This is a genomic window from Paraburkholderia sp., from assembly GCF_004298475.1.
GTDB lineage: Bacteria > Pseudomonadota > Gammaproteobacteria > Burkholderiales > Burkholderiaceae > Paraburkholderia > Paraburkholderia denitrificans.
Window position 1 is genome coordinate 253,387 of sequence record NZ_SCRP01000034.1, and the last position, 23,962, is coordinate 277,348.

The window sequence follows — 23,962 nt, forward strand, 5'->3', positions numbered from 1 at the left end:
CCGGCCAGCCGTTGCCTCGTTTCCCGGAAATCCGCGCTGAACCTTATTTTTCCGTCCGCCACTGTCAGGCCCGGTGGGGCCGAGCGGGTAGAATCGGGCTATTCCCTAGCGTATCCGGAGACTCTCCATGGCTTTGCAACGTCGAACCACCCTCACGAAGTACCTGATCGAGCAGCAGCGCGAAAATCACAACCTGCCTGCCGATCTGCGTCTGTTGATCGAAGTCGTTGCGCGCGCATGCAAGGCGATCAGCTACAACGTCAGCAAGGGCGCACTCGGCGATGCGCTCGGCACCGCCGGCAGCGAGAACGTCCAGGGCGAAGTGCAGAAGAACCTCGACATCCTGTCGAACGAAATCCTGCTCGACGCCAACGAATGGGGCGGCAACCTCGCCGCGATGGCGTCGGAGGAAATGGAAACGTTCTTCCCGATTCCGGCCAACTACCCGAAGGGCGAATACCTGCTGGTGTTCGACCCGCTCGACGGCTCGTCGAACATCGACGTCAATGTGTCGATCGGCACGATTTTCTCGGTGCTGCGCTGCCCGGACGGCCAGCAGGCCAGCGAAGAGTCGTTCCTGCAGCAGGGCACGCAGCAGGTCGCCGCAGGCTACGCCGTGTACGGCCCGCAGACCGTGTTCGTGCTCACGACCGGCCACGGCGTGAACTGCTTCACGCTCGATCGCGAACTGGGTTCGTGGGTGCTCACGCAGAGCAACATGCGCATCCCCGAAGAGACGCGCGAGTACGCGATCAACGCGTCGAACGCGCGCCACTGGTACGAACCGGTGCAGAAGTACATCGGCGAGCTGAACGCAGGCAAGGAGGGTCCGCGCGGCGAGAACTTCAATATGCGCTGGATCGCCTCGATGGTCGCCGACGTGCACCGCATCCTGAACCGCGGCGGCGTCTTCATGTATCCGGCCGACCGTCGCGATCCGTCGCGGCCCGGCAAGCTGCGTCTCATGTACGAAGCGAACCCGATGGCGTTCATCGTCGAGCAGGCGGGCGGCGCGGCGACCAACGGCAACGAGCGCATTCTCGACATCAAGCCGAAGGGGCTGCACGAGCGCGTGGCGGTGTTCCTCGGCTCGAAGAACGAAGTCGAGCGCGTGACGCGCTATCACCACGAAGCCCAAAAATAGAAAAGGCAGGGAGAAGGCTTGCACATCTGCGAAATTCTTCCTATAATCTTCTTTCTCTGATGCCGGAATAGCTCAGACGGTAGAGCAGCGCATTCGTAATGCGAAGGTCGGGGGTTCGATTCCTCTTTCCGGCACCAACAGGTTTCAGGCAAAAGCCCAGTCCTCGCGACTGGGCTTTTTGCTTTCTGGCTGCACTACCAGTGCTACACAACGAGGCTGCACCGCCAGCCTACACCGCCAGCGAACCATGCCGAGACTACGGCGCACGCCTGCGCCGTAGTCTGCCGAAATGTAAACGGCGGACTGCGGCAGAAAATCAGCAAGCGGTGCGAACGATCCGCTTCGCCATCGCACGCGCTTATGCGCACCGCACAATAAATCGTATGGATTGACTTTTACGTCGCCCAATAAATCAACTGGGCGAGCGCCTACGATTTTTTGAAGTTTTTAAAGACGGAATTAATGCTTTTAGCGTCAACGCCAACGAATAATCATCCGTTGAGCCGACAGGCGCAGCAATACAGCAACAGCGGAGCAATAACAGGGCATCGACGCTACGCATACAACGCAGCCCTTGCGTCGAGGCGCGTCCGGCGGCGGAGAGGCTGCAGACAGGCTGGAATGGGTGACGAACGGTGCGGAGCCCCTCGTGTGGAGGGTTCGCGAAGGGATCGTCAGAACGACGAAGGAATGCTCCCGCGCGTTTGCAGGAATGGAATGGAATGGAACTTGGCGATTATATTCCCGGACTCCTATTCCAATGTGTCGTTGTGCGGTGAAAGCAACACGCGCGCACGAAAAGCACTGTTACGGTGATGACGGCTAGCGCGATTGAAGTGCCGAGTCAGATAATCGACTCATACAGGAGAAAGATCATGGACGCCAAACCGCCCCGCATCCCGGCCCCGGACCAAGTATGCAGCCCGGACCCGGAACCGGTGGCCGTCGAGTTCCTCGGCGATGAATTGCCCGCACACGTGCGGGCGTTTCTCGACGAGCAACGCAAGGCACACGACCAGCAATAACGGCGATCCCACACACGTCGGCGGGGTGACGAGGCGCGAGGCTCGCGCCGCCCGCTGCGCGTGATTCACTCAGCCACCCGCCTGTACGCGCCTGACCGGGCGCACAATCCTGGCGTTGCACCCCGATCCATCGCGCGATTCGCCGCATCCGCGCCAATTCCGGCTATTCTTCGCTTTTGCGCTCCGGGACTGCCCGCTTTATCTCCAATATGAATGTCATCATTCGCGCGAGCGCGTGCTGCGCCGCCGCATTGCTGTTCGCACTCCCCCTTTCCAGCGCCCGCGCAGACGGCGACGACACCGCATTGACCAACCTGATTGCACTCGTGTCGCAACGCCTGTCTTTGGCGGAGCCCATCGCACACTGGAAGTGGGAGCATCACAAGCCGATCACCGACGCGCCGCGCGAAGCCGCGCTACTCGACGATGTGCAGAAGCGCGCGTCGGCGGCGGGCGTCGATCCCGCTTTCGCGCGCACGTTCTTCCGCGATCAGATCGATGCCAGTACGCAGATGCAGAAGAACCTGTTCGAAACGTGGCGCACGTCGCAAGGCCCGAGCGGTGAGGCGCCCGATCTCGCGACCGTGACCCGCCCGCAGCTCGACCGGCTCACCGGACAGCTGGTTGGTGCGCTTGCGCGCGTGCAGCCGTTGCGCGCATCGGCCGACTGCCCGGCGCGCGTGGCGCGATCGATCGCGAACTGGAAGCAATTGACGCGCTATGACTCGGCTCGCACCGAGGCGATGAGTCAGGCGCTCGAACACGTCTGCACGGCGGGCGGCGTGGGCGCAACGGCATAGCCGTCACGCGCACCCGACAAACGAACCGGTCAGGCAACCGTCGCGGCACCGTCCGTTCCACATGCCGCCAGCGGTTGCACGCGCAAACCGCGTTCGAGACGACTCTGCAAAATGCGCCACGTCGAGATTTCGAACGGCGACTCGCCCGCTTCTCGCGCGAGCGCGACCGCCTCACCCATACTGGCCGCTGCGCCCAGATAGCACCACCGGTCTATCAGATGCAAGACGGCAGAACCGTCCGCCGCATCACGCTCCTCCACCAGCACCGCGCCCTCGAACGGCCAGGGCGCCGATTGCGGATCGTGCTTCGCCACACGCGGCAAACGGTTGAAGACGGGCCGAAGAGCGGCGATCCATTGGGCCTCGACAAGCAGTGCACCAATCTCGCCGCCCGTCGCGCGCCACTCGACCCGGCGAACCTGCTGCGCCAGACGCTGCTCACGCGACGAGCGCCGCTCGCCCGACAAATGCGCACGGATGCGCTGACGCACACGCACGCTGCGCCCCACGTAGAGCGGCGCATCGTTTTCGCCATAAAAGGCGTAGACGCCGTGGCCAGCCGGAGCGGTATCGATCAGTTCGTCGGTGATGTCGCCGGCGAGGCGATGACGGCGCGTCAGCCGCTCGATCTGCGTTTCCAGCGTCGCCACGGGCACAAGCGCCGGGAGTTGCTGCCAGAATTGCCAGATCAGGTCGGCATCGGCGAGCGCGCGGTGGCGGTCCGACGGCACGAGCGCGTGCCGTTCAACGAGCGCATCAAGACCATGCCGCTTTTCACCCGGAAAGAGCGCCCGCGAAAGACGCACCGTACACAGCACATCGGGGTTGAACGAGTAGCCGGCGCGTTCGAACTCCACGCGCAGAAAACCCCGATCGAATGCCGCGTTGTGGGCGATGAACAGCTTGCCCGCGAGGCGCTGGAAAAGCGCAGGCGCAATTTCGTCGAAGGTGGGCGCGCCCCGCACCATCTCATTGGTGATGCCGGTGAGCTGCTGAATGAACGGCGGGATCGCCTGCCGGGGATCGACCAGCGTGCTCCAGCGCGCCACCTGGCCTGCCGCCACCTCGACGACGCCCACTTCGGTGATCCGGTGCTCGCTGGCGGAGCCGCCCGTCGTCTCGAGGTCCACGAAAACGATGGGAACGTCGGCTTGCGCCGCGTCGGGGCTCAAATGAGTGTCGAACATGGTGAAACAGCAAGACTGAATAGAGGAAACAGGCGAAGTATGCCCTGTTCATGCGCAGATTGCCTGGTTTACCTGAGCGGCGCGGCATGGATTCATTTGCAAGACGATCCGCGCATTGAGGTCCGGCGTTTACCCGATTGCGTAAAAGCAAACTATTCAACCGATTATTACGACGATATTTAACGCATCCAAACAAGGCATCAATAAAATAAAAGCCCTGGATTTACCAGGGCTTTCTTCATACTACAGACGCAAGGCGACTTTACGCCACAGGCAATTACAGCGGCTGGATGTTCGCCGCCTGCTTGCCCTTCGGGCCAATCTTGACGTCGAACGTGACGCGTTGATTTTCCTTCAGCGACTTGAAGCCGTCGGCGCGAATCTCAGAAAAGTGTGCGAACAGATCGTCGCCGCCAGCGTCAGACGTAATAAAGCCAAAACCCTTTGCATCATTGAACCATTTGACGATACCGGTTTCCATGTTTCCGTTTCCCTCGAAATTTTGATGACGCAGGAATTAATCCTCGCGCCGTAAGCCAACCGACCCCTACCCCACCGCAATCGCAGCGCGCCGCCAGGATATTGAGCACAGCAGGAAAATCAGCCTTGCCGTTATAAATTGAAGATCAATCACCAGTCAAGCGAATTTTTTATAAACGATCTTCCGATCCCCGAATAAAGCCAGCGCGCATCAATATTGATGCAAAAAATACGCATCAAAGAAGACCTGCGCCGATTTCCGTCATTTTTACCCAACCCATCTTCAAATAATTCTTCAGTGGAAAGAATTCCCTGTGTGTAACAATTGGTGTCAAACGTAAGTGTTTTTCCCGGTTGTTAAAGCAAAATATTCAAACCAGTATGAATAGAGTTAGCGCGTATCAGGAGAGCATCATGCTGACGAGCCTGCATCGCTGGTTGAAGTGGCTAGTGCAAACCGACGACGTTACGCCTCACGAGCCAGGCGAACTCGACACTTACGGTTCGTGGCACGGCGACCACTGGCACAACCTGCTCTGTTCCCCTATGGACGCACGCCATTACGTGATGGAGGACTGGACTGCGCAAGACGAATCGCAGCCGCCCGGAGCGAGCGCCAAGTAAGTCATTGTGCCGAACCCCGTACAAATAGCAGCGAAGGCTGGAAAGCAGCGGATGAACCGCGCGCGCCCCCCAAAAAAGCGCGGCTTTGGGCCGCGCAACAACGGTTTGGAGATCTTTTTCGTCAACGAAAAAGTCTGCTTCGAAAAGCAGCGTTGACAGTGTAGACGCTGCCTGCATTGCGTATTAAGCATAGAGAACACGACCATCTGTTACATAGGTCGCAATAATCGATTCCGACGCCCATTTGCAGTCTTTCTTCCGCATCATTTGGTGCAGCAATCGGTGTAGCAATCACACAACGCCACGCGGTTGACATCCTGCCCCCACTCGGGGCCGATGGCCCCCAAAGCCTTTGCCAGCAAAGGCTCACCACGATCCGCCGGATAATTTCGTATAGCGCAATATTTTATTGCGTGAATCGAAATCACAGGTTTCAAAGCCCCCTCTCTACACTCTGCCTGTCCGGAAACCGATTTCGGCGGACTAATACCCACGCAGTATCAGCTGTCGATACCACTCGCGTGGGCGGTTTCCACAAGCCTGGGTTCCCCGAAACCCATACTGTTCTCGGAGTTTACAAAGATGAAAAAGACTCTCATGGTCGCTGCCCTTGCGGGCGTTTTTGCAACGGCTGCGCACGCACAAAGCAGCGTGACGCTGTACGGTCTGATCGACGCCGGCATCACGTACACGAACAACCAGGGCGGCCACAGCGCCTGGCAAGAAAAGAGCGGCGTGGTCAACGGCAGCCGTTGGGGCCTGCGCGGTGCTGAAGACCTCGGCGGCGGCCTGAAGGCGATCTTCACGTTGGAGAACGGCTTCAACATCGCCAACGGCACGTTCGGCCAGTCGAGCCGCATGTTCGGCCGTCAGGCATTCGTCGGCCTCGCAAGCGACCAGTTCGGCGCCGTGACCCTCGGCCGCCAGTACGACAGCGTCGTTGACTACCTGGCACCGCTGTCGAACACCGGCTCGCAATACGGCGGCACGCTCGCTGCACACCCGTTCGACAACGACAACCTGAACAACTCGATCCGTTTCAACAACACGATCAAGTACTCGAGCATCAACTACTCGGGTTTCAAGTTCGGCGGCACGTACTCGTTCTCGAACAGCTCGCAGTTCGCGAACAACCGTGCGTACAGCTTCGGCGCAACGTATAACTACGGTCCGTTGAACGTTGCTGCGGGTTACCTCCAGCTGAACAACGACATCGCGTCGGCCTCGTTCGCCGCCAACCGGGGTGGGAGCTTCACGGGCGCAGGCGGCGCGGGCGCACAAACCGGCGAATGGACGTTCCTGGCAGGCCGTCAACGCACGTTCGGCGCTGGCCTGAACTACGCGTTCGGCCCGGCAACGGCAGGCTTCGTGTACACGCAGACGAACCTGTCAGACGCAGCAGGCGGCGGCATTTCGGGTACGCAATCGGGCACCGGCAACGCAACGAGCGGCGGCATCGCCTTCCGCGGGGACAGCGCCCGCTTCCAGAACTTCGAAGGCAACATCCGCTACGCTCTGACCCCGGCCCTGAGCCTGGCAGGCGCATACACGTACACCCGCGCGAACCTGGGTGGCGGCGTGAACCCGAACTTCAACACGGTTTCGCTGCAGTCGGACTACCTGCTGTCGAAGCGCACCGACGTGTACCTGCAAGGCAACTGGCAGCACGTTTCGTCGAACTCGGAAGTCGGCGCTTACCTGAACGGCCTGAGCTCGGCATCGACGACGCAAAACCAGGTTGCTGTGACGGTCGGTATGCGTCACCGCTTCTAAGAAGCACCCTGCTGGCAGTATTGCAGCTGAAAAAGGCGCCCGTTGCGGCGCCTTTTTCTATTGCTGTGTGCAAAACGCGCGACGTACGCCGCTCAACCGCCCTGTGCCGGATAGTGCACGTCGAGCACGTCGATGGGCACAGCACCTGCGGGTGTATGCAGCGTCACCTGATCGCCGATTTTCGCCTTGAGCAGCGCCCGCGCTACCGGTGAAATCCAGCTCACGTGCCCGTGATCGAGATCGATCTCATCGATTCCGACAATCGTCACCGTATGCACTTCGCCGTCCTCGGTGCCGTATTCGACGGTTGCGCCAAAGAACACCTGGTCGGTGTTTTCCTGACGACTGCTGTCCACCACCTCGGCCAGATCGAGCCGCCGGGTGAGAAAACGGATACGCCGGTCGATCTCCCGCAGACGCCGCTTGCCGTAAATGTAGTCGCCGTTCTCGGAGCGATCGCCGTTCGAGGCGGCCCACGATACGAGCCTGACCACCTCGGGGCGCTCCTCGTCGATCAGATGCAGCAGTTCGCTGCGCATGCGCTGGTAGCCGGCGGGCGTGATGTAGTTTTTCGCTCCTGGGGGAATCTCGGGCAGACCGCCTTCGAGATCGTCATCGTCGTCATCGGACGATTCTTTTACAAATGCCTTGTTCATGATGAGCCACTGCGGTACGGACGACATATCTTGAGGTTATACGAAGCGCACCGCAAGACAACCCGCACCAAAACCCTTCCCTTTTCTTGAAGCCCTGCTATAATCCCTCTTCTGCGTGCGGCTGTAGCTCAGTTGGATAGAGTACTTGGCTACGAACCAAGGGGTCGTGGGTTCGAATCCTGCCAGCCGCGCCACCTATTTCAAGCAATTTCAAGTGCTCTCGGTTTTTGAAGGCGCTTTCGCTTTACCGCAGTAGGTAGTACCGTTTCAGTGTGCGGCTGTAGCTCAGTTGGATAGAGTACTTGGCTACGAACCAAGGGGTCGTGGGTTCGAATCCTGCCAGCCGCACCATCCTCGAAGGGCCTTCCTGATCCGTCAGGAAGGCCCTTTGTCCTTTTGGCATGCCTTTGCGTAGATATCGCGCTAGCGCGTGCCCGGAGCGTTAGCGCGGTGACGTGCCGATATCGCCGATCTGGGCATCCGGGTGCGGCAGATCCTCCACCGCGCCGACAGCGCTCGGCTCGCTCACCTGCTCGGCATGCAGGCCGTTCAGCGCTTGTGGCTGGCGCAGCATCTCAGGCACCGTATCGCCGAAACGGCTCTTCACGAACGCACGCAGTAGCGCGACACGCACCGTCTCGCCCTGTGCCTCGACCGTCCGGTGACTGCCCTCGAACTCGGCGACGCAAACTGCCTCGCCCCCGTCACGGCGCTCGCGTAATTCGAAACGCTGCGCGCGCTCCAGCACAACACCCGCGGCTTCCCACGACGTCGACGGCGTGAAGCGGCCGTCCCACGGCCGCCCGCGCTCGTTGCCGCGCACGGCGACCTTCGTGCCGCTGTCGGTGAAATAGATCTCGCGGACAAAATCATGGAGACTGCGCGCGACCCAGTAATCGAGCGTCATGCCGGTCAGATCAGCTGCATTCATCGCTACTTCCTCAACTCGAATCGGGAACGGGATGACCGACGGCGGCTCGATGCTCGACCCGCAGAGCCAGCCCGCGCGGTGAGGCCGTTCAAAGTCCGGCCAGACAGATTCTGTTCTACGCGCCTATCGTGCCGCAGCGGGCTGCGCGGGTGTCAGTAGTCGGCGCGCTCGCGCTCGATCCGCATGCCGCCGTCATGGCGATGGTGACCTTCGTCGCTCGAACGCTCGCGCGAAATACGCATGACATCCGGGTTCGTGCGCACACGGCGCATCACATTCGCGAGGTGCAGACGATCGCTCACCTGGATCACGAAGCGCAGGAGGTTCGATTCCTGCGCGAGGTCGTCGTCCATCGCGATGTGCACGATGTTGGCATCTGCCGACGTGATGTCGGCGGCGACGCGCGCGAATACGCCTTTGGTGTTCTTCACGAGCACTTTCACCGCGACGTCGAACAGACGCCCCGGCTGCGGCGCCCAGGCCACGTCGATCCAGCGCCCCGGGTCGCGACGGTGAATGCGCTGCGCGACGCGGCAGTCGGTCGTATGGATTGCCATGCCGAGCCCGATGCCGATGTAGCCCATGATGTCGTCGCCCGGAATCGGACGGCAGCACGCCGATAGCTGCACCGACATGCCTTCGGTGCCCGTGATGACCACAGGCGGCGCATGCGGCGCATTCTGCTCGCGCGGCGGATTCTGGTGCTCGTCGTCGTCCGCGTCCTGCCCGCTCATCAGCACTTCGATGCGCTTGGCCATCACCGCTGCCACACGACGGCCGAGGCCGATGTCCGCGAAGATTTCCTGGCGATTCTTGTTGCCGGTCCACAGCACGAGCTTGTCCCAGACCTCCGGCGTGACGTCCGAAAGCTGGTAGCCGTAGCCCTTGAGCGCCTGATCGACGAGCCGCTCGCCAAGCTGCACCGACTCGGTCAGGCGCATCGTCTTGAGGTAGTGACGAATCGCCGAACGCGCCTTGCCGGTGCGCACGAAGCCGAGCCACGCCGGATTCGGTTTGGAGTACGGCGCAGTGATCACCTCGACGATGTCACCGCTCTTCAGTTCGGTGCGCAGCGGCAGAAGCTCGTTGTTGATCTTCACGGCGACGCACTGGTTACCGAGGTCGCTGTGGATCGAATAAGCGAAGTCGAGCGCCGTCGCGCCGCGCGGCAGCGCCATGATCTTCGACTTCGGCGTGAAGACGTAGACCGCGTCAGGGAACAGGTCGATCTTGACGTGCTCGAGGAACTCGCTCGAATCGCCCGCCTCGCTCTGGATGTCGAGCAGCGACTTGAGCCACTGGTGCGCGCGCTTCTGTACGTCGTTGAGATCGGCGCCGCCATTCTTGTAGAGCCAGTGCGCCGCCACGCCCGCTTCGGCGATCTCGTGCATCTTGCGCGTGCGCACCTGGAACTCGATCGGCGCGCCGAACGGGCCGACCAGCGTGGTATGCAGCGACTGATAGCCGTTCACCTTCGGAATGGCGATGTAGTCCTTGAACTTGCCCGGCACAGGCTTGTAGAGCGCATGAAGCGCACCGATGCAGGTATAGCATTCGAGCGCCGATTCGACCACGACGCGAAAACCGTAAACGTCGAGCACCTGCGAAAACGACAGTTGCTTGTCGCGCATCTTCTTGTAGATGCTGAAGATGGTTTTCTCGCGGCCCGTGACTTCGGCGTTGATCTTCGCCTCGGCAATGGCGCGCTGCACCGATTCGAGGATCTTCCCGACCACCTCGCGGCGATTGCCGCGCGCCGCCTTGACCGCCTTTTCGAGCGTGGCGTAGCGGTGCGGGTTGAAGTTCGCGAAGCTCAGGTCCTGCAGTTCGCGATAGGTATTGTTCAGGCCGAGCCGGTGTGCAATCGGCGCATAGATGTCGAGCGTTTCGCGCGCGACGCGGCGGCGCTTCTCGGGCGGCACCGCACCGAGCGTGCGCATGTTGTGGAGCCGGTCCGCAAGCTTCACGAGAATCACGCGCACGTCGCGCGCCATCGCGAGCAGCATCTTGCGGAAGTTCTCCGCCTGCGCCTCTTCGCGATTGCGGAACTCCATCTTGTCGAGTTTCGACAACCCGTCGACCAGTTCCGCGACCTTCGGGCCGAAGCGCTCGGCGATCTCGGCCTTGGTCACGCCCTGGTCCTCGATCACGTCGTGCAGCAGCGCGGCCATGATCGACTGGGCGTCGAGCTTCCACCCCGCGCAGATTTCCGCGACGGCGACAGGATGCGTGATGTAGGGCTCGCCGCTCTGACGATATTGCCCGAGGTGGGCTTCGTCGCTGAAGTGGAACGCCGCTTTGACTTCCTTGATTTCCTCGGGTGTGAGGTAACCGGAGAGCGCGGCGGTCAGATTGGCGATGGAGACGACCCCGTGCTTGCGGGGCTGCTCCGGTGTGGCAGTCGGTCCGAACAGATGGCGGAACGACTGTTCGAGAACTGCGTCGATGTAATTGCGCGCAGGGCTCGCGGTCTCGGCTTCCTGGTCCACTTCCGTGGCCGGCGAGGGTGTGGTGCTCATGTTCCCCTCCGTATCAGGTTGGCGTTGACGTTAAAGCAACTGCGCGCGGAACTACTGACTAGCCAAACGGGAAAGCGTGCGAGGCGCCGTTAGACAGGTACCTTTTTCAGCATTTCCAGGCCGACCTGGCCAGCCGCGATCTCGCGCAGCGCAGCGACCGTGGGCTTGTCGCGGCTCTCGATCTTCGGCGTGTGACCTTGGGCGAGCTGGCGGGCGCGATACGTCGCGGCAAGTGCCAGTTCGAAGCGGTTCGGGATCTGTTTCAGACAGTCTTCGACGGTGATGCGGGCCATGTCGGTTTCCTTCTCATTCTCAGCAGGTTCTTATTCTACCTTATGTGCCCGATGCTCCGGGCTGCGGCTGGTGGATACCGAGCTCCACGAAGAGCGCCGTATGCCGCGCGTATTGCGACGCGAAACGCAGACGCGTTGCCTTAACGACATTGCGCAGATCCTGCAGCGCGCGGTCGAAGTTTTCGTTGATCACGACGTACTCCGCCTCGCTCGCATGCGCCATCTCGCTGCCCGCTGCGAGCAGGCGCCGCGTGATGACGTTCGGCTCGTCTTCGCCGCGCTTTCGCAGACGATCCGCGAGCACATCGAGCGACGGCGGCAGGATGAAAATCTCCACCGCGTTGCGAAACTGCTTCTTCACTTGCTGCGCGCCTTGCCAGTCGATTTCGAGCAGCACGTCATGGCCGATCTTCATCTGATCTTCGATCCACACGCGCGACGTCGCATAGTAATTGCCGTGCACTTCGGCGCTTTCGAGAAACTCGCCTTCGCCGTGACGCTTGAGAAAATCGGCCACGTTCGTGAAGTGATAATGCTCGCCGTCGCGCTCCTTCGAGCGCGGCGCGCGCGTCGTGTACGAAATCGAAAGACAAATCGCACTGTCCTCGGCGAGCAGCGCGTTCACGAGCGTCGACTTGCCCGCGCCGGACGGGGCCACCACCATGAAGAGGTTGCCCGGATAAACGCCCACGTACGGATTGCGCTGTTGCGTTTCGCTGCTTTGACCAGTCATGTTCGTTGCTTCCTTCATTCGAGATTCTGAACCTGCTCGCGCATCTGTTCGATGAGGAGCTTGAGCGTCATCGACGCATCGGCGAGTTCCTTCGCCGCCGCCTTCGAGCCGAGCGTATTCGCTTCGCGGTTGAGCTCCTGCATCATGAAGTCGAGACGCTTGCCGACCTTGCCGCCCTTCTCGATCACGTGACGCGTTTCGTTCAGGTGCGCCGTGAGACGCGACAGTTCTTCGGCGATGTCGATGCGAATGCCGTACATCGTCACTTCCTGGCGGATGCGCTCGGCGATTTCTTCGCGCGAAACGCCGCCGATCGTGCCGTTGCCGCTCGCTTCGGGCGCCGCGATGCCGAGCGCCTCCTGCAGCCGCTCGACGATCTTCTGCTGATGCTTCACGATCAGCTCGGGCACGAGCGGCGTGATCTTCGCAACAATCGCTTCCATTTCGGCGACGTTCGCGAGCAGCATGGCGGCCAGCTGCGCGCCTTCGCGCGCGCGCACGTCGATGAGGTCCGCGATGGCCTGCTTGCCGCAGCCGAGCACCGCGTCGCGCAGGACTTCGGGTGCGATGCCGCTTTCGGCCAGCACGCCGGGCCAGCGCAGGATTTCGCCGGTGCGCAGATGGCCCGATTCCGGGAACGCTTCGAGCACGGCGCGTTCGAGCGCGGCGAGCTGATCGAGCGCATCGCGGTTCAGCGCGCCCGCATTCGCACCCTGCTCGCTGCGCTGCACGTTGATGCGGATATCGACCTTGCCGCGCGAGAGCTTCGTCATCAGCATTTCGCGCAGCGTCGGCTCGCAGACGCGCACGTCTTCGGGCATGCGGAAATTCAGGTCGAGAAAACGCGAATTCACCGTGCGCAATTCGACGGACACGCTCGCGCCGCCAGTGCCCGAGGCAGCCGCAAGCTCGCGCGTGGCGCTGGCATAGCCGGTCATGCTGTAAATCATGGTTCGTCTCGCGATAAAGCCGTGCCGTCGCGCGTCGACGCACGGGACACGGCGGAGGGATCGAGGCGCCCGGCGTGTTGGAGATGACGCGGGGCGGAGAAAGCGCATTATCCCATTTTTGGCTGCACCGACATCCGGGGCGGCATCCGCGGCGACATCGCGAGCAGCCGCGCCGCAACTGGCTCACGCGCGGCTCACGCGCGGCTTAGAAGCGGCTCACGAGCGACCTGGAAGCGGCCCACAGGCGACTCACAAGCGCACGGCGACGCTACCGTCAGGGGCATCGCGCGCACGCGGCGCATCCGACGGTAAAATTAGCGTTTCGCTCCCTGCTTCGTGCCTGCGCGCACGCCTCACCGATGACCCAATCCATCCAGCGCCCGAGCGGCCGCCCCGCCAGCCAGCTTCGCGACGTCCGCATCACCCGCCACTATACGAAGTACGCCGAAGGTTCCGTGCTCGTCGAATTCGGCGATACGAAGGTGCTGTGCACCGCGAGCGTCTCCGAAAGCGTGCCGCCGTTCCTGCGCGACAAGGGCCAGGGCTGGCTCACCGCCGAATACGGCATGTTGCCGCGCGCCACCCACACGCGCAGCGACCGCGAAGCCGCGCGCGGCAAACAGACGGGCCGCACCCAGGAAATCCAGCGCCTGATCGGCCGTGCGCTGCGCGCCGTGTTCGACCTCGAAACGCTCGGCGCGCGCACGATCAACCTCGACTGCGACGTGATCCAGGCCGACGGCGGCACGCGCACGGCGAGCATCACGGGCGCCTTCGTCGCCGCACACGACGCGGTGTCGAAGCTGCTCGCGATGGGCCGCATCGAGCGCTCGCCGATCACCGATTACGTCGCGGCGATCTCGGTCGGCATGTACGAAGGCGCGCCGTTGCTCGACCTCGACTACGCCGAAGACTCGCAGTGCGACACCGACATGAACGTCGTGATGACCGGCTCGGGCGGCATCGTCGAAATCCAGGGCACGGCTGAGGGCACGCCGTTCTCGCGCGCCGAAATGGACGCGCTGGTCGACCTCGCGCAAAGCGGCATCCGCACGCTCGTCGAGAAGCAGAAGGCCGTGCTGGAGAGCGTGCATGGCTGAGACGCGCGACATGACCGCTGACGCGCTCGCGCGCGAGATGGTGGCTGCTGACGCGCTCGCGCGCGTCGTGCTCGCGTCGAACAACGCGGGCAAGCTGCGCGAGTTCGCAGCGCTCTTCGCGACGGCGGGCATCGAACTCGTGCCGCAGGGCGAATTCAACGTGCCCGACGCACAGGAACCGCATCCGACCTTCGTCGAAAATGCGCTCGCCAAGGCGCGTCACGCGGCGAAGCTGACCGGCCTGCCCGCGCTGGCCGACGATTCCGGCCTGTGCGTGCGCGCGCTGCGCGGCGCGCCGGGCGTGCATTCCGCACGCTACGCGCAGCTCGCGGGCGGCGAAAAGAGCGATGCGGCGAACAACGCGCTGCTCGTCGAGCACCTGAAGGACCACGCGGATCGCCGCGCGTATTACTACTGCGTCCTCGCGCTCGTGCGCCACGCGGACGACCCCGAGCCGCTCATCGCCGAAGGCCGCTGGCACGGCATCGTGCTCGACGCGCCGCGCGGCGCCAACGGCTTCGGCTACGACCCCTACTTCTTCCTGCCGGCGCTGAACGCGAGCGCCGCCGAACTCGATCTGGCCGTGAAGAACGCATCGAGCCACCGGGCGATTGCGCTGAAGCAGTTGCTCGCACGGCTCAGGGAGGACGCATGAGCCAGGCGCATGAAACCGGTAACCGCGTGATCCAGGCGTTCTCGATGCCGGGCAGCATCCGGCTGACCTCGCTGCCGCCGCTCTCGCTCTACGTGCATTTCCCGTGGTGCGTGCGCAAGTGTCCGTACTGCGACTTCAATTCGCACGAATGGAAAGGCGAGCGCTTTCCCGAGAACGAATACCTCGACGCGCTGCGCGCCGACCTCGAACAGTCGCTGCCGCTCATCTGGGGCCGCCAGGTGCACTCGGTTTTCATCGGCGGCGGGACACCGAGCCTGCTCTCGGCGGCCGGGCTCGACCGGCTGCTCTCGGACGTGCGCGCCCTGCTGCCGCTCGACGCCGATGCCGAAATCACGCTCGAAGCGAACCCGGGCACATTCGAAGCCGACAAGTTCGCGCAGTTTCACGCGAGCGGCGTGAACCGGCTTTCGGTGGGCATCCAGAGCTTCAACGAAGCGCACCTGAAGGCGCTAGGACGCATCCACGATGCGGCGCAGGCGCGTCACGCCGTCGAAGTCGCGGCGAAGACCTTCGACAACTTCAACCTCGACCTGATGTACGCGCTGCCGAAGCAGACGCTCGCCGAATGCCAGGCGGACATCGAAACGGCGCTCTCATTCGCGCCGCCGCATCTGTCGCTCTATCACCTGACGCTCGAACCGAACACGCTGTTCGCGAAGTTTCCGCCGCCGCTGCCCGACGACGATCAGTCCGCCGACATGCAGGAGTGGATTCACGCGCGCACGGCGCAAGCGGGCTACGAACGCTACGAGGTGTCGGCGTATGCGAAGCCGAATCGGCAATGCCGCCACAACCTCAATTACTGGCGCTTCGGCGACTACCTCGGCATCGGCGCGGGGGCGCACACGAAGCTGTCGTTCCCGAACCGCATCGTGCGCCAGGCGCGCTACAAGCATCCGACGACGTTCATCGAGCAGGCCCGCGCAGGCACGGCGGTGCAGGAGGAGCACGAGGTCGGCCCGCACGATCTGCCGTTCGAGTTCATGCTCAATGCGCTGCGGCTCGTGGAAGGTTTCCCGGTGTATCGCTTCGCCGAGTCCACCGGGCTTTCGATGACGTCGATCGAACCAGCGCTCGAGGAGGCCGAGCGGCGCGGGCTCATCAGCCGCGATTACGAGAAAATTGCGCCGACCGAACTCGGACAGCGCTTTTTGAACGATCTGCAGGAGATGTTTCTCAAGGACGCCGGCTAACGCAACGCGCAGGCTGCTGGCGACACCGGCTTTTGAGTTACAATGCGCGGCTTCGGAGGTGTGGCAGAGTGGTTGAATGCACCGGTCTTGAAAACCGGCGAAGGGGTAACCCTTCCGTGAGTTCGAATCTCACCGCCTCCGCCAGACATCCAATGAATACGGGCCTTTCGGCCCGTTTTTCATTTCTACCCGCCAAAACACCCGCCATCCGCTGAAGTGCTTGAATGGCGTTGTATCGTCACCACGCCGCCGGCTGTTCACCGTCACTCGTTGGCCAGTCCTTCCGCGTTCTCGACCGTCAAACTGTCACTGACACCGTACACCGCCCGCATCGTCGCGAGTGCAATGTCGATTCCTGCAATTGCCAGCACAAGCCGATGGCGGTTCGTGTTCAGTGTGCCCGACGTCGTGCGCCGGAACATCGCGAGCGGCGCCAGCGTCTGCTCCCGCATCGTCAGCAGCTTCGTGACGTTCTGGCACACCGCCCGGACCTGCTTCTGGTTATCGTGAAACTCGCGGGCCGAACGCACGCGCCGACTCAAGCCAGCCACCGGCACCCGCTCCGCCCGCCAGCCGGCCGCCGAATGACGCCAGACGACAGGCTGCGGCACCAGGCGCCCGTTTCGCTTCCACCATTCGATCCGTATCTTGCCGGTGTGCGGGGGCTGCAGGAAGTTCAGCAGCTCATCAAGCCCGTGCAATGCCTGATCGATCTGGGCGATCTCTTCCGCGATGCGCGCCGCCACCGCACGCGCCTGCTTTTCGATTTCGGGCAATTGCTCGATCGTGGGAGGGGTCCGTGTCTCAATAGCGTTAAGCATGGCGGCGCGGGGTCCGTAACGTAAGGATTAGCCTGTCTCTAGAATCGTACCGCGCGCAACGGCCTGTAAACGAAAACAGGCCGGCAACGGCCAGCCTGAAATTGCCACACGGGCGGCGTCTGCACTACGTTATCGACCCCGACGCCTCGCGATAAAGGCTGCAATACTTTCTCCCGGAACACAGCTCGCGCGCAGGCCGATCTTCATGAGTTCCAGTTCCCCCCTGCGCACTAGCCCATATACAGTTGCCTTCGAAACACCCAGCTTTTGCGCAACGTCGCTCACGCGGTATAACGCCCCGGCTCGGACCAGATGCTCACTTGAAGGCGTTTCCGCTGCCCCCGATGCGCGTTGCGGACTAACGATCGTTGTCGCTACAGTCCGATCGCGTAGCCGTGCCGCTACGCGACATGCAATGCGCTCGGCGAGCACGTCGAGCAGTTCGACGCACAGCTCCAGTTCACGGGTGCTCAGTTGGTTCAATTCCGGCTTCGAAGCCTTGGGTAAGCGCGCCATCATCCCTCCTCGATGTCATAGATACGCTCAGCCATGATGCACCTTCGCCCTTTTCTCAACGTGGGCGTGCGCCTGATCGTGCATCTTCCCGGCGATCTGGTGGAGGTACTGGCCAATGAGATCAGCGGCATTCAAAAGCCCGCAGTGCGCCTCATGCCCAAGTGGCACGACATCGACATCGACATCGTCCACCGTTTCACACAGACTGTTGTGCACCAGTCGCGAAATCGTCGAAATCGCATTGGACGCGCGACTGATCTCGCCGATCAGATCGCTCGATACGGTCGACCATTCGGGCGCGTTGGGGCGTGCGTAGTGGTCGAACATAAGCGCGCCACGAAAGCACGCATCCTTGGGCGTGAGTTTGGAATCAGCCATGACGCACCTCCGCACGGGCTAGCTCGGCCAGACGGCGCAGCGCGTCGCCGGTCACGTCGAGCGCATCGAACACAGTCGGAGCGGTTGCAGCGTCACGTAAGGCGGCGCGGATGATTTCGAGGGGGGATTGCAGCTGATCGGGGTGAGCGAGGGTTTGACGCATTGTGCGACCTCCTTGTACGGGTAAGACCCGCAGCCCCGTCGCCAAACGGGGTGAGCGGGCACTGAGCGGGGTTGGCGAACCGGCGTACAAGGTAACCGGCAGACCCGAGGGTCTCCCCACCCAGGCCCGCCCATTGAAAGAGGCGCGCAAAGGCGAGCGCAAATAGAAAAGCCGCAGGTCGAACGACGGCGCGGCTTACTTGCGCCTTGTACATGTCAGGTCGCCAAACCCGAGCCGCTGTTGTTTCAGCAGCAAGCCGATCATGCCTGCGTCAGGTGGGCGGCGTCAAGCCCCGCCTTTCGTTTTGGAGCGCCTTTCGGTCCGTCGCGCCAGCAGCTCGTCCAGCTCGGCTGCCGCCTCCCGCGCAGAGCGCGAAAGGCCGAGCATCTGAGAAACACCGGCACCGGTTCGAAGTTGAGAGGGTTGCGGTTCCTCTGACTTCGCCTGCTTTGCGACTGAACCCGACGTCGCCGCCTTCAAGTCTTCGGGCCAAACTCGCCATGCGGCGCCGACCCGAAAAAAGCCGAGCGACGCCTTGTGCTCAAACGCGGTCCGGTATGAGACGCTGAGCAGCGCGGCAGCTTCTTTGACACTGAGCGCACGCATGCCGGGCGGTAGCGACGCCTCACGCTCGACCGTCGGCGCTACTTCGACCGCCGACGCCTTGCCCCTCTCGTTCTCCGTGCGCAAGGTTCGGTTTTCGGCATCGAGACGCGTGTTCTCGGCCTGCAGAGCTTCAATTTTCGCGCGCAGCTCGTCGATCGCACCGGCGGCCTTCCAGTCGAGAGATTTTTCGCGGCTCGCACTCTGCTCCACACGTGCCCGCAGCCGCCGCGCCAAATCATCGAACTTGCCCATACGCCCCTCGCTGGTTCCTGTGCGCCAGACGATACCCGATCTTTCGTGAGCCCTACGCCGTAGATCATGCGAATGCCATCGACTCCAGCTCACGGCGTAGCAGCATCGCTCGCTGCTGCGAGCAGCTGAGGAACCGGCGGATATCCGCTACCGTGCAGCGCAGTCGCCCCGCGGCGATCTCGGCCGCTACTCGCTCTCGATCTCCCGCGTCCGGCGGCCCGTTACTGGCCACCGTTTCCGTGACTGCGGGCTCCGCAACCGTTACCGCCGGCGGTACCTCCCTTTCGCACGGTGCTTGCGGGACGACCTTCGCCGCGCCTGCGGGACGATCGAGCGCCAGCGCCCAACACAGGCATCCCACCCCTTCTAGCGTGAGCGCGCACAACATCCCGACCAGCAGATCAAGCCTCGACTCAGGCACGCCCAGGGCGCTCGCGAGTCGGCCCGTTACCGGGTCGGCGCGCAGCTCGTCACGGCGAGTAACGGCACGATCAGCGGCCGTTTCCCGGCGACGCGCGTCGTCCGCCTCGGCGTCCAGCGCATCAATGCGCGCCCGAAGCGTGACGTGCTTCGCCTCGCACCGGCTCGCACACCGGGCCACCAGCTGCGCCACCGCCGTTGCCCTGTCCGTTGCAATCGCGCCCAGATCGCGCCCGACGTCGTGCGGCCCGGTCACTGCCTGCGCCCGGTGCTCGCCGGCGTGCTGCTGGGCGAGCAGGAAGAACACTGCGTGCCCATAGCACGTCGCAGCCATGCAGCCCATCCAGATTCCCGCTGCGATGATGCGGTGCGGGAGGCTTGCGCCGCTCCACAGCGCGGGCAGCAGATGCGCGGCTGCGGTCAGCAACACGCCGATCATCACCCACGCCACACGCTCGGAAGGCAACCCGCCGCGCTGCATTCCCGACAGGATCGAGAGGAACACCGCAGCACCGGTCGCCGGTACCGCCAGCCCAAAGGGTGCGTATCGCATGTGATCCTCTCGTTACCGCGGCTGGATCGCGTCCAGTACGTTGAACGCCGCATCGGGGCCGTCTTCTGCAAGAGCAGCCAGCGAGGCAAGCGCAAGCGCGAATTGCTGGTCATCCGCAGACTCGGCGGCGTCGTTCATATCGTGCGCGTCCGCCATCAGCTCGGCCGCAATTCGCGCGCGCTGCTCGGTGGTCAGGGCGTGGCAAATTGCTTTAAGCAGCGATGCCGTATAGAGAAACGGGTCTTCATCCAGCGAAGGTTTTTTCTGGCTCATCACACTCTCGCATGGTCGGTTGGAACGGTTCCCGGTCACGCCAAATCCTCGCCGCTGTGAAGATCGATGATCCGGCGAGTAATGGTCTGAATCTGCCCGCTTACGTTGGCATCGATCTCCTGCCGTGGCTTGCCGTACGCGCGCTCGATCACGGCCAACGCGGCCGCCAGCCGGGTACGCTCGCTCGCGCCGCGCAGCATGATCTGCTCGACAACGTCGAGCGCGGCGCGCGATTTCATTCGGCACATGTCAATCAGTTCCTGTTCTTCAGGCGTCTTTTTAGGCCGCCCCGTCGGATTGCCGCTTGTGCCCGGCTGGAACTGCTTGCCCGCGCCACGTGGCTTTTTGCTGTTTGTCGCCATATTTGCTCCTACAATGCCCCGAGATCGTTTCATCCCGAAGAGTCATGGTGTTGGCCCAGATCGAGTCCATTGCCGTCGTGCTGGCGGCAGGCATCGTCCTGTACGTCGTCGGGGCGATGTTGGGCACGCTCCGGGCCAACTCCTATCTGATCGGCAAGCTCACTGGCCGGGCTGTTCGTCGGCGGGTGCTGCGTTGGCTGGGATTCCAGCGAGATCCGAAAGCCTCATCCCACCCGCCGGAAACAATCGACGTGGAAAGCCGGTGGCTCGACTAGATCCGGATCGCGCTATGTCGGGAGCGACCACGCTCGCGGCCATCTTCTGTCGGTTGACCACGTTTCCAATACCCCGCGCCGCAGCGGCTCCCAGATCCACTACGGGGCCCAGTCCCGCCGCGCGGCCGAGAGCGGTCAACCCGCTCAGTGCCACGCCGCGTGCACCGTTCTGCGCCATGTCCGCCAGCGCCCCCGCCGTGCCCGAGGTGTTCACGTTCGCGCCTGGCGGCGCGGTTTTGATGTTGCGCGCAACGTTGTTGATCGACTGAATCGTGTCAAACCCATCGGGACCGAACACGGCCTGCAGTCGCTGCACGTTGTTTGGATCGGTCACCAGCCGGTCGAACGTAGCGTGGTTGAACACAGGAACTTCGTCCGCCGTCGCGCGTGGCGTAGCCTTACTCTTGAGGAAGTCGGCCGTGGCGTTCCGCACGTTTTGCGCAATGTCCGGATTGTTCTTCTGCAGGCCTTGCATCATGTTCGTCAGCGGTTGCGAATTGGCTTGCAGCACGTTGCGCTTGAAGAAGTTATCGGGTTCCACGCCGTTGATCGCGTCTCGATACCACGGATTCGCGTCGATGAAATCGAAACGCTGCTTTGCCGCCGAACGCGCGTAGTTGTACGCGGTCACGGCGTCCTGCCCTGTTGCGCCGTCGATCGTCGCGTTGCTGAGCCCGCTGCGGATCTGCCCGATCGCGTATTTGGCGTTCCCATCCGTCGCGCCCTGCTGGGCCCGTGACAACATCTTGTCGACCGCCATCATGTCGCCAGCCGTGAGCGGGAGCGCGCCGGTCTGCAACCCTTGATAGACCCGCTGCACGTCGCCGGGGAGGGATTCCGGCGAGATAAACGAATCCTTGAGGCTCTGCGCGACTGGCTTCATAGCGTCCACCGTGTTCACAGCCGCCGACGTTCCCCCGGTGTTCCTGACTGCGCTGTATAGGCGGGTGATATGGTTCGACCAACCGTTGTCGAAGCTGTTCGCGGCACCTATGATCTGCCGCCCAACGTCGATCGGTGCTGGCGCCTGATTCGCCCCGAGCGCGTCGAGGTTTCCGGCCAGTTGCGCGTTCTGGCGCGCCTCCAGCGCCTGCACCGTCTCGCCGACACCCGACACGCCGCGCCAGTTGCGCTCCTGGGCGAACTGCATCGGATCGCGACTGGCCTGACCGGCCGACAGTTCCACCGGAACCGGCAACGATGCCGCCTCCCCCATACGGGCGATCGTCGCTGCGGCGTTGGGCGATGGCGTACCGCCAGTGCGCAATGCATCGGCGATTTGCGACACCGGACCGGACATGGCGGCCGGCGAAACCTTGGACGGATCGACACCGGCTCGTTGCAAGACGTCGTTCACGACGCCCGCAGCGGCGCTGGATGCGTTCGACTGCGAACCGAGGATACCCAGGCGGCCGCGCATCGAATTGACCGTGTTCGAGAGGTATGGAGACACAAACTGGGTGAGCTTGGCACCAATCCCGCCGAGCAGGCCGCCAGCGACCGCGTCGACAGCTTTCTGAGGCAGGTAATTGACGTTCGGGTTGGATGCCCGGGCCGTCGCACCGTACGCGGCACCCTTGGCGGCATTCGCCAGAAAGCCGGTGCCTTCAAGCGCCTTGACCTCGGGAAGCGCCGCCATTCCACCAATGCCGCCGACGATATCGCCAGCGCCTGTCGCAACATCGTGCGCCGACTGATACGGCGCCACCTCGGCGTCCAGCTTCTGCTGCCCCTGCTGCGCGTCGTTCGTGAGCCACTGACCGACAGTATTGGCGCCGACGGCATTGAGCCCACGCCCGATGAGTTCCTGCGCCCCCATCGCCATCGAGCCGAGGCCGTGGCCGGCGCCAGCAGCGAGCGAGGCCACAACACCGGGGGACTGCTGCGGCTGCGCAGGCGCTTTCGCTGGCTGCTTATCCGGTGCGTCGGCGAACGCCTGCAATGTCGACAGCAAGTCCGATTTCGGGCCGCTGTAACCCGATGGCTGCTGACCGACGCTCGACTGACCGGGCACGGTGCCGCCACCGAAGTCCGGCACGCCGTTCATCACGTGGTTGACATACTGCGTAGGGTCGGCGTGCACGAACCCGCCATAGGCCTTGAGCGCGCCCTGGTATGTGCCGCCGTTCTGCTGCTTGAGCTGCTGAATGTACCAGTCGGCCGCCGCGCGCGACTGCTGCGGATCGAACGGATCGAACTTGACGCCCTGGTTGCGCAGCGCCGCGAGCGTGGACGGCAGGAACTGGTACGGGCCCATCGCGCCCGTCTTCGGATTCACGAGGTTCTTGCCGCCGCTGCTCTCCTGATTCTGGAGGTTATCCAGCATCGACGCGGGCGTGCCGTAGCTCTTCGCGGGATCGAATGTGGGCTGCTCATCCGACGCATCGACAAACGCCTGCAATGTCGAAAATAAGTCACTCATAATTTAACGCTCCCTGTGCTGGTCGACTGCTCGGGGTACGGCCTAAATCCCCGAGCGGGCTTATGTTTAGGCTCCTGCCGGTGTCCAGCCGGGCACCCCATAGTCGGCAGCCGCTCCCCCGCCGAACAGGTTGCCGCCGGAAAGATTGTTGAGCATGTAGTACCCCATACCGTTATTCACGGCACCGGTGACCGCGTTGCCCATACCCATGATCCCGGCTGCCTGCGCGTTCCCGGCTGCCTGCATCGTGTTCGCGACATTCGCACCGGTCTGCGTGGCCGCCTGACCCACATTCGCGCCCGCGTTTTCGCCGAGGTTCGCGAGATTCGACAGGCGGTTGTAGATGTTCTGGTTCTGCGTCTGGTACTGGTTGAACTGGTTGCCGTATTGCGTCTGGTAGTCGTTGAACGCGTTCTGGAACGCGGTGCCGGCGGCCTGCTGGTTGTAGTTGACGAGCCCCTTGAGTGCGGCCCCGGAGAGCACGCCATCGCTGGCGGCCTGACTGTTCTGCAATGCTTGCTGACCCTGCTGCAGCTGGAACTGGTAGGCCGGGCTCATCAGCGACTGCCAGTTCGTGTTGTTGATCGACGGCTGGATCGCCATCGGGTTGTTCAGTGCGCCCAGTTGCCCGGTCAGTGTCGAGAGCGCGGTGTTACCTGCATCCATGTACGGTTGCAGGTTTTGCTGCGTCTGGTTGAACATCGCAAGCTGCGCCTGCGTCGCGTTGTTCGCTGCGTCGGCCTGCGTATTGGCCGCACTTTCCGAGGCGCCTGCACCAACGAGACTGGAGACAAGGCCTCCACCTACAACAGCTACGGCTACTGCGGACATATACCC

At 62.8% G+C, this 23,962-nt stretch carries 26 protein-coding genes and 4 tRNA genes; 12 read left to right on the forward strand and 18 right to left on the reverse strand.

All coding sequences use genetic code 11. The features are described 5' to 3' along the window. Positions 1–127: 127 nt before the first annotated feature. From EPN59_RS17930 to EPN59_RS17945, 4 genes are all read left to right on the forward strand, one after another. Positions 128–1,144: a class 1 fructose-bisphosphatase gene (locus tag EPN59_RS17930; protein WP_293041264.1), complete on the forward strand. Its 1,017-nt coding sequence runs from the start codon at positions 128–130 to the stop codon at positions 1,142–1,144. A gap of 61 nt (positions 1,145–1,205) precedes the next feature. Continuing rightward, positions 1,206–1,281, forward strand: a tRNA-Thr gene (locus tag EPN59_RS17935). 738 nt (positions 1,282–2,019) lie between these two features. Continuing rightward, positions 2,020–2,169: a hypothetical protein gene (locus EPN59_RS17940; protein WP_293041263.1), complete on the forward strand. Its 150-nt coding sequence runs from the start codon at positions 2,020–2,022 to the stop codon at positions 2,167–2,169. Positions 2,170–2,378: 209 nt separating this feature from the next. Beyond that, positions 2,379–2,969 (forward strand): chorismate mutase, encoded by a 591-nt coding sequence (locus tag EPN59_RS17945; protein ID WP_293041262.1) that lies wholly within the window; start codon positions 2,379–2,381, stop codon positions 2,967–2,969. 29 nt (positions 2,970–2,998) lie between these two features. On the opposite strand, the gene EPN59_RS17950 is transcribed toward EPN59_RS17945, so the two are convergent. Both EPN59_RS17950 and EPN59_RS17955 read right to left on the reverse strand, forming a co-directional pair. Further along, complete coding sequence (locus EPN59_RS17950; RefSeq protein WP_293041261.1) at positions 2,999–4,156, reverse strand: exonuclease domain-containing protein; 1,158 nt, start codon at positions 4,154–4,156, stop codon at positions 2,999–3,001. A 277-nt stretch (positions 4,157–4,433) separates the two neighbouring features. After that, a complete protein-coding gene (locus EPN59_RS17955; protein WP_293041260.1) occupies positions 4,434–4,637 on the reverse strand; it encodes a cold-shock protein in 204 nt (67 codons plus the stop codon). A gap of 413 nt (positions 4,638–5,050) precedes the next feature. Here EPN59_RS17955 and EPN59_RS17960 point away from each other — a divergent pair, with 413 nt between their 5' ends. After that, on the forward strand, positions 5,051–5,260 hold the full coding sequence (locus EPN59_RS17960) for a hypothetical protein (RefSeq protein ID WP_293033127.1): 210 nt from the start codon (positions 5,051–5,053) through the stop codon (positions 5,258–5,260). Positions 5,261–5,842: 582 nt separating this feature from the next. Beyond that, positions 5,843–7,033, forward strand: a complete 1,191-nt coding sequence (locus EPN59_RS17965; protein ID WP_293033125.1) for a porin — start codon at positions 5,843–5,845, stop codon at positions 7,031–7,033. A gap of 92 nt (positions 7,034–7,125) precedes the next feature. Here EPN59_RS17965 and greB read toward each other — a convergent pair whose 3' ends face one another. Then, positions 7,126–7,689, reverse strand: coding sequence for a transcription elongation factor GreB (greB, locus tag EPN59_RS17970; RefSeq protein WP_293033123.1), 564 nt, complete (start codon positions 7,687–7,689; stop codon positions 7,126–7,128). 117 nt (positions 7,690–7,806) lie between these two features. Between greB and EPN59_RS17975 the strand changes: the two genes are divergently transcribed. After that, positions 7,807–7,883 (forward strand) — tRNA-Arg (locus EPN59_RS17975). Between the two features lie 80 nt (positions 7,884–7,963). Then, positions 7,964–8,040 (forward strand) — tRNA-Arg (locus EPN59_RS17980). A gap of 91 nt (positions 8,041–8,131) precedes the next feature. Here EPN59_RS17980 and EPN59_RS17985 read toward each other — a convergent pair. The 5 genes from EPN59_RS17985 to EPN59_RS18005 all read right to left on the reverse strand — a co-directional run bounded on the left by EPN59_RS17985 (position 8,132) and on the right by EPN59_RS18005 (position 13,115). Then, on the reverse strand, positions 8,132–8,620 hold the full coding sequence (locus tag EPN59_RS17985; RefSeq protein ID WP_293033121.1) for a phage protein NinX family protein: 489 nt from the start codon (positions 8,618–8,620) through the stop codon (positions 8,132–8,134). Between the two features lie 152 nt (positions 8,621–8,772). Then, positions 8,773–11,139, reverse strand: coding sequence for a bifunctional (p)ppGpp synthetase/guanosine-3',5'-bis(diphosphate) 3'-pyrophosphohydrolase (locus tag EPN59_RS17990; RefSeq protein ID WP_293033119.1), 2,367 nt, complete (start codon positions 11,137–11,139; stop codon positions 8,773–8,775). An 89-nt stretch (positions 11,140–11,228) separates the two neighbouring features. Further along, positions 11,229–11,432 (reverse strand): DNA-directed RNA polymerase subunit omega, encoded by a 204-nt coding sequence (gene rpoZ, locus EPN59_RS17995; RefSeq protein WP_293033117.1) that lies wholly within the window; start codon positions 11,430–11,432, stop codon positions 11,229–11,231. Positions 11,433–11,472: 40 nt separating this feature from the next. Then, positions 11,473–12,165: a guanylate kinase gene (gene gmk, locus EPN59_RS18000; RefSeq protein WP_293033115.1), complete on the reverse strand. Its 693-nt coding sequence runs from the start codon at positions 12,163–12,165 to the stop codon at positions 11,473–11,475. Between the two features lie 14 nt (positions 12,166–12,179). Next, positions 12,180–13,115: a YicC/YloC family endoribonuclease gene (locus EPN59_RS18005; RefSeq protein ID WP_293033113.1), complete on the reverse strand. Its 936-nt coding sequence runs from the start codon at positions 13,113–13,115 to the stop codon at positions 12,180–12,182. A 359-nt stretch (positions 13,116–13,474) separates the two neighbouring features. Between EPN59_RS18005 and rph the strand changes: the two genes are divergently transcribed. The 4 genes from rph (at position 13,475) to EPN59_RS18025 (ending at position 16,228) form a co-directional block, all read left to right on the forward strand. Continuing rightward, positions 13,475–14,215: a ribonuclease PH gene (gene rph / locus EPN59_RS18010; protein ID WP_293033111.1), complete on the forward strand. Its 741-nt coding sequence runs from the start codon at positions 13,475–13,477 to the stop codon at positions 14,213–14,215. A gap of 37 nt (positions 14,216–14,252) precedes the next feature. Next, entirely contained in the window at positions 14,253–14,870 is a 618-nt protein-coding gene (rdgB, locus tag EPN59_RS18015; RefSeq protein ID WP_293033129.1) for an RdgB/HAM1 family non-canonical purine NTP pyrophosphatase, read from the forward strand. Then, the gene (hemW, locus tag EPN59_RS18020) at positions 14,867–16,084 is read left to right on the forward strand and encodes a radical SAM family heme chaperone HemW (RefSeq protein ID WP_293033109.1); all 1,218 of its coding nucleotides are present in this window, start codon (positions 14,867–14,869) and stop codon (positions 16,082–16,084) included. The genes rdgB and hemW overlap by 4 nt, the downstream gene beginning before the upstream one ends. A gap of 54 nt (positions 16,085–16,138) precedes the next feature. Further along, positions 16,139–16,228: transfer RNA gene (locus EPN59_RS18025), tRNA-Ser, on the forward strand. A 119-nt stretch (positions 16,229–16,347) separates the two neighbouring features. On the opposite strand, the gene EPN59_RS18030 is transcribed toward EPN59_RS18025, so the two are convergent. The 10 genes from EPN59_RS18030 to EPN59_RS18070 all read right to left on the reverse strand — a co-directional run bounded on the left by EPN59_RS18030 (position 16,348) and on the right by EPN59_RS18070 (position 23,956). After that, positions 16,348–16,860: a hypothetical protein gene (locus EPN59_RS18030; RefSeq protein WP_293033107.1), complete on the reverse strand. Its 513-nt coding sequence runs from the start codon at positions 16,858–16,860 to the stop codon at positions 16,348–16,350. Between the two features lie 174 nt (positions 16,861–17,034). Next, the gene (locus tag EPN59_RS19750) at positions 17,035–17,424 is read right to left on the reverse strand and encodes a helix-turn-helix domain-containing protein (RefSeq protein WP_363928578.1); all 390 of its coding nucleotides are present in this window, start codon (positions 17,422–17,424) and stop codon (positions 17,035–17,037) included. A 24-nt stretch (positions 17,425–17,448) separates the two neighbouring features. Next, positions 17,449–17,748 (reverse strand): hypothetical protein, encoded by a 300-nt coding sequence (locus EPN59_RS18035; protein ID WP_293046546.1) that lies wholly within the window; start codon positions 17,746–17,748, stop codon positions 17,449–17,451. Positions 17,749–17,791: 43 nt separating this feature from the next. Then, positions 17,792–17,962, reverse strand: a complete 171-nt coding sequence (locus EPN59_RS18040) for a hypothetical protein (RefSeq protein ID WP_293033103.1) — start codon at positions 17,960–17,962, stop codon at positions 17,792–17,794. Positions 17,963–18,247: 285 nt separating this feature from the next. Continuing rightward, positions 18,248–18,820, reverse strand: a complete 573-nt coding sequence (locus EPN59_RS18045) for a hypothetical protein (protein ID WP_293033101.1) — start codon at positions 18,818–18,820, stop codon at positions 18,248–18,250. 64 nt (positions 18,821–18,884) lie between these two features. Further along, entirely contained in the window at positions 18,885–19,793 is a 909-nt protein-coding gene (locus EPN59_RS18050; RefSeq protein WP_293033099.1) for a hypothetical protein, read from the reverse strand. Positions 19,794–19,805: 12 nt separating this feature from the next. After that, complete coding sequence (locus tag EPN59_RS18055; RefSeq protein ID WP_293033097.1) at positions 19,806–20,066, reverse strand: hypothetical protein; 261 nt, start codon at positions 20,064–20,066, stop codon at positions 19,806–19,808. A gap of 35 nt (positions 20,067–20,101) precedes the next feature. Further along, positions 20,102–20,428 carry a DUF5681 domain-containing protein gene (locus tag EPN59_RS18060; RefSeq protein WP_293033095.1) on the reverse strand — a complete coding sequence of 109 codons (327 nt, stop codon included), beginning with the start codon at positions 20,426–20,428 and terminating at the stop codon, positions 20,102–20,104. 159 nt (positions 20,429–20,587) lie between these two features. Beyond that, the gene (locus tag EPN59_RS18065; RefSeq protein ID WP_293033093.1) at positions 20,588–23,125 is read right to left on the reverse strand and encodes a lytic transglycosylase domain-containing protein; all 2,538 of its coding nucleotides are present in this window, start codon (positions 23,123–23,125) and stop codon (positions 20,588–20,590) included. 66 nt (positions 23,126–23,191) lie between these two features. Beyond that, the gene (locus tag EPN59_RS18070) at positions 23,192–23,956 is read right to left on the reverse strand and encodes a hypothetical protein (protein WP_293033091.1); all 765 of its coding nucleotides are present in this window, start codon (positions 23,954–23,956) and stop codon (positions 23,192–23,194) included. Positions 23,957–23,962: the final 6 nt, after the last annotated feature.

What these genes read in the sequence shown, in the direction of transcription:
- EPN59_RS17930 (WP_293041264.1), top strand. Translation starts at nt 128, where the DNA reads ATGGCTTTGCAACGTCGAACCACCCTCACGAAGTACCTGATCGAGCAG.
- EPN59_RS17940 (WP_293041263.1), top strand. Translation starts at nt 2,020, where the DNA reads ATGGACGCCAAACCGCCCCGCATCCCGGCCCCGGACCAAGTATGCAGC.
- EPN59_RS17945 (WP_293041262.1), top strand. Translation starts at nt 2,379, where the DNA reads ATGAATGTCATCATTCGCGCGAGCGCGTGCTGCGCCGCCGCATTGCTG.
- EPN59_RS17950 (WP_293041261.1), bottom strand. Translation starts at nt 4,156, where the DNA reads ATGTTCGACACTCATTTGAGCCCCGACGCGGCGCAAGCCGACGTTCCC.
- EPN59_RS17955 (WP_293041260.1), bottom strand. Translation starts at nt 4,637, where the DNA reads ATGGAAACCGGTATCGTCAAATGGTTCAATGATGCAAAGGGTTTTGGC.
- EPN59_RS17960 (WP_293033127.1), top strand. Translation starts at nt 5,051, where the DNA reads ATGCTGACGAGCCTGCATCGCTGGTTGAAGTGGCTAGTGCAAACCGAC.
- EPN59_RS17965 (WP_293033125.1), top strand. Translation starts at nt 5,843, where the DNA reads ATGAAAAAGACTCTCATGGTCGCTGCCCTTGCGGGCGTTTTTGCAACG.
- greB (WP_293033123.1), bottom strand. Translation starts at nt 7,689, where the DNA reads ATGAACAAGGCATTTGTAAAAGAATCGTCCGATGACGACGATGACGAT.
- EPN59_RS17985 (WP_293033121.1), bottom strand. Translation starts at nt 8,620, where the DNA reads ATGAATGCAGCTGATCTGACCGGCATGACGCTCGATTACTGGGTCGCG.
- EPN59_RS17990 (WP_293033119.1), bottom strand. Translation starts at nt 11,139, where the DNA reads ATGAGCACCACACCCTCGCCGGCCACGGAAGTGGACCAGGAAGCCGAG.
- rpoZ (WP_293033117.1), bottom strand. Translation starts at nt 11,432, where the DNA reads ATGGCCCGCATCACCGTCGAAGACTGTCTGAAACAGATCCCGAACCGC.
- gmk (WP_293033115.1), bottom strand. Translation starts at nt 12,165, where the DNA reads ATGACTGGTCAAAGCAGCGAAACGCAACAGCGCAATCCGTACGTGGGC.
- EPN59_RS18005 (WP_293033113.1), bottom strand. Translation starts at nt 13,115, where the DNA reads ATGATTTACAGCATGACCGGCTATGCCAGCGCCACGCGCGAGCTTGCG.
- rph (WP_293033111.1), top strand. Translation starts at nt 13,475, where the DNA reads ATGACCCAATCCATCCAGCGCCCGAGCGGCCGCCCCGCCAGCCAGCTT.
- rdgB (WP_293033129.1), top strand. Translation starts at nt 14,253, where the DNA reads ATGGTGGCTGCTGACGCGCTCGCGCGCGTCGTGCTCGCGTCGAACAAC.
- hemW (WP_293033109.1), top strand. Translation starts at nt 14,867, where the DNA reads ATGAGCCAGGCGCATGAAACCGGTAACCGCGTGATCCAGGCGTTCTCG.
- EPN59_RS19750 (WP_363928578.1), bottom strand. Translation starts at nt 17,424, where the DNA reads ATGATGGCGCGCTTACCCAAGGCTTCGAAGCCGGAATTGAACCAACTG.
- EPN59_RS18035 (WP_293046546.1), bottom strand. Translation starts at nt 17,748, where the DNA reads ATGTTCGACCACTACGCACGCCCCAACGCGCCCGAATGGTCGACCGTA.
- EPN59_RS18040 (WP_293033103.1), bottom strand. Translation starts at nt 17,962, where the DNA reads ATGCGTCAAACCCTCGCTCACCCCGATCAGCTGCAATCCCCCCTCGAA.
- EPN59_RS18045 (WP_293033101.1), bottom strand. Translation starts at nt 18,820, where the DNA reads ATGGGCAAGTTCGATGATTTGGCGCGGCGGCTGCGGGCACGTGTGGAG.
- EPN59_RS18050 (WP_293033099.1), bottom strand. Translation starts at nt 19,793, where the DNA reads ATGCGATACGCACCCTTTGGGCTGGCGGTACCGGCGACCGGTGCTGCG.
- EPN59_RS18055 (WP_293033097.1), bottom strand. Translation starts at nt 20,066, where the DNA reads ATGAGCCAGAAAAAACCTTCGCTGGATGAAGACCCGTTTCTCTATACG.
- EPN59_RS18060 (WP_293033095.1), bottom strand. Translation starts at nt 20,428, where the DNA reads ATGGCGACAAACAGCAAAAAGCCACGTGGCGCGGGCAAGCAGTTCCAG.
- EPN59_RS18065 (WP_293033093.1), bottom strand. Translation starts at nt 23,125, where the DNA reads ATGAGTGACTTATTTTCGACATTGCAGGCGTTTGTCGATGCGTCGGAT.
- EPN59_RS18070 (WP_293033091.1), bottom strand. Translation starts at nt 23,956, where the DNA reads ATGTCCGCAGTAGCCGTAGCTGTTGTAGGTGGAGGCCTTGTCTCCAGT.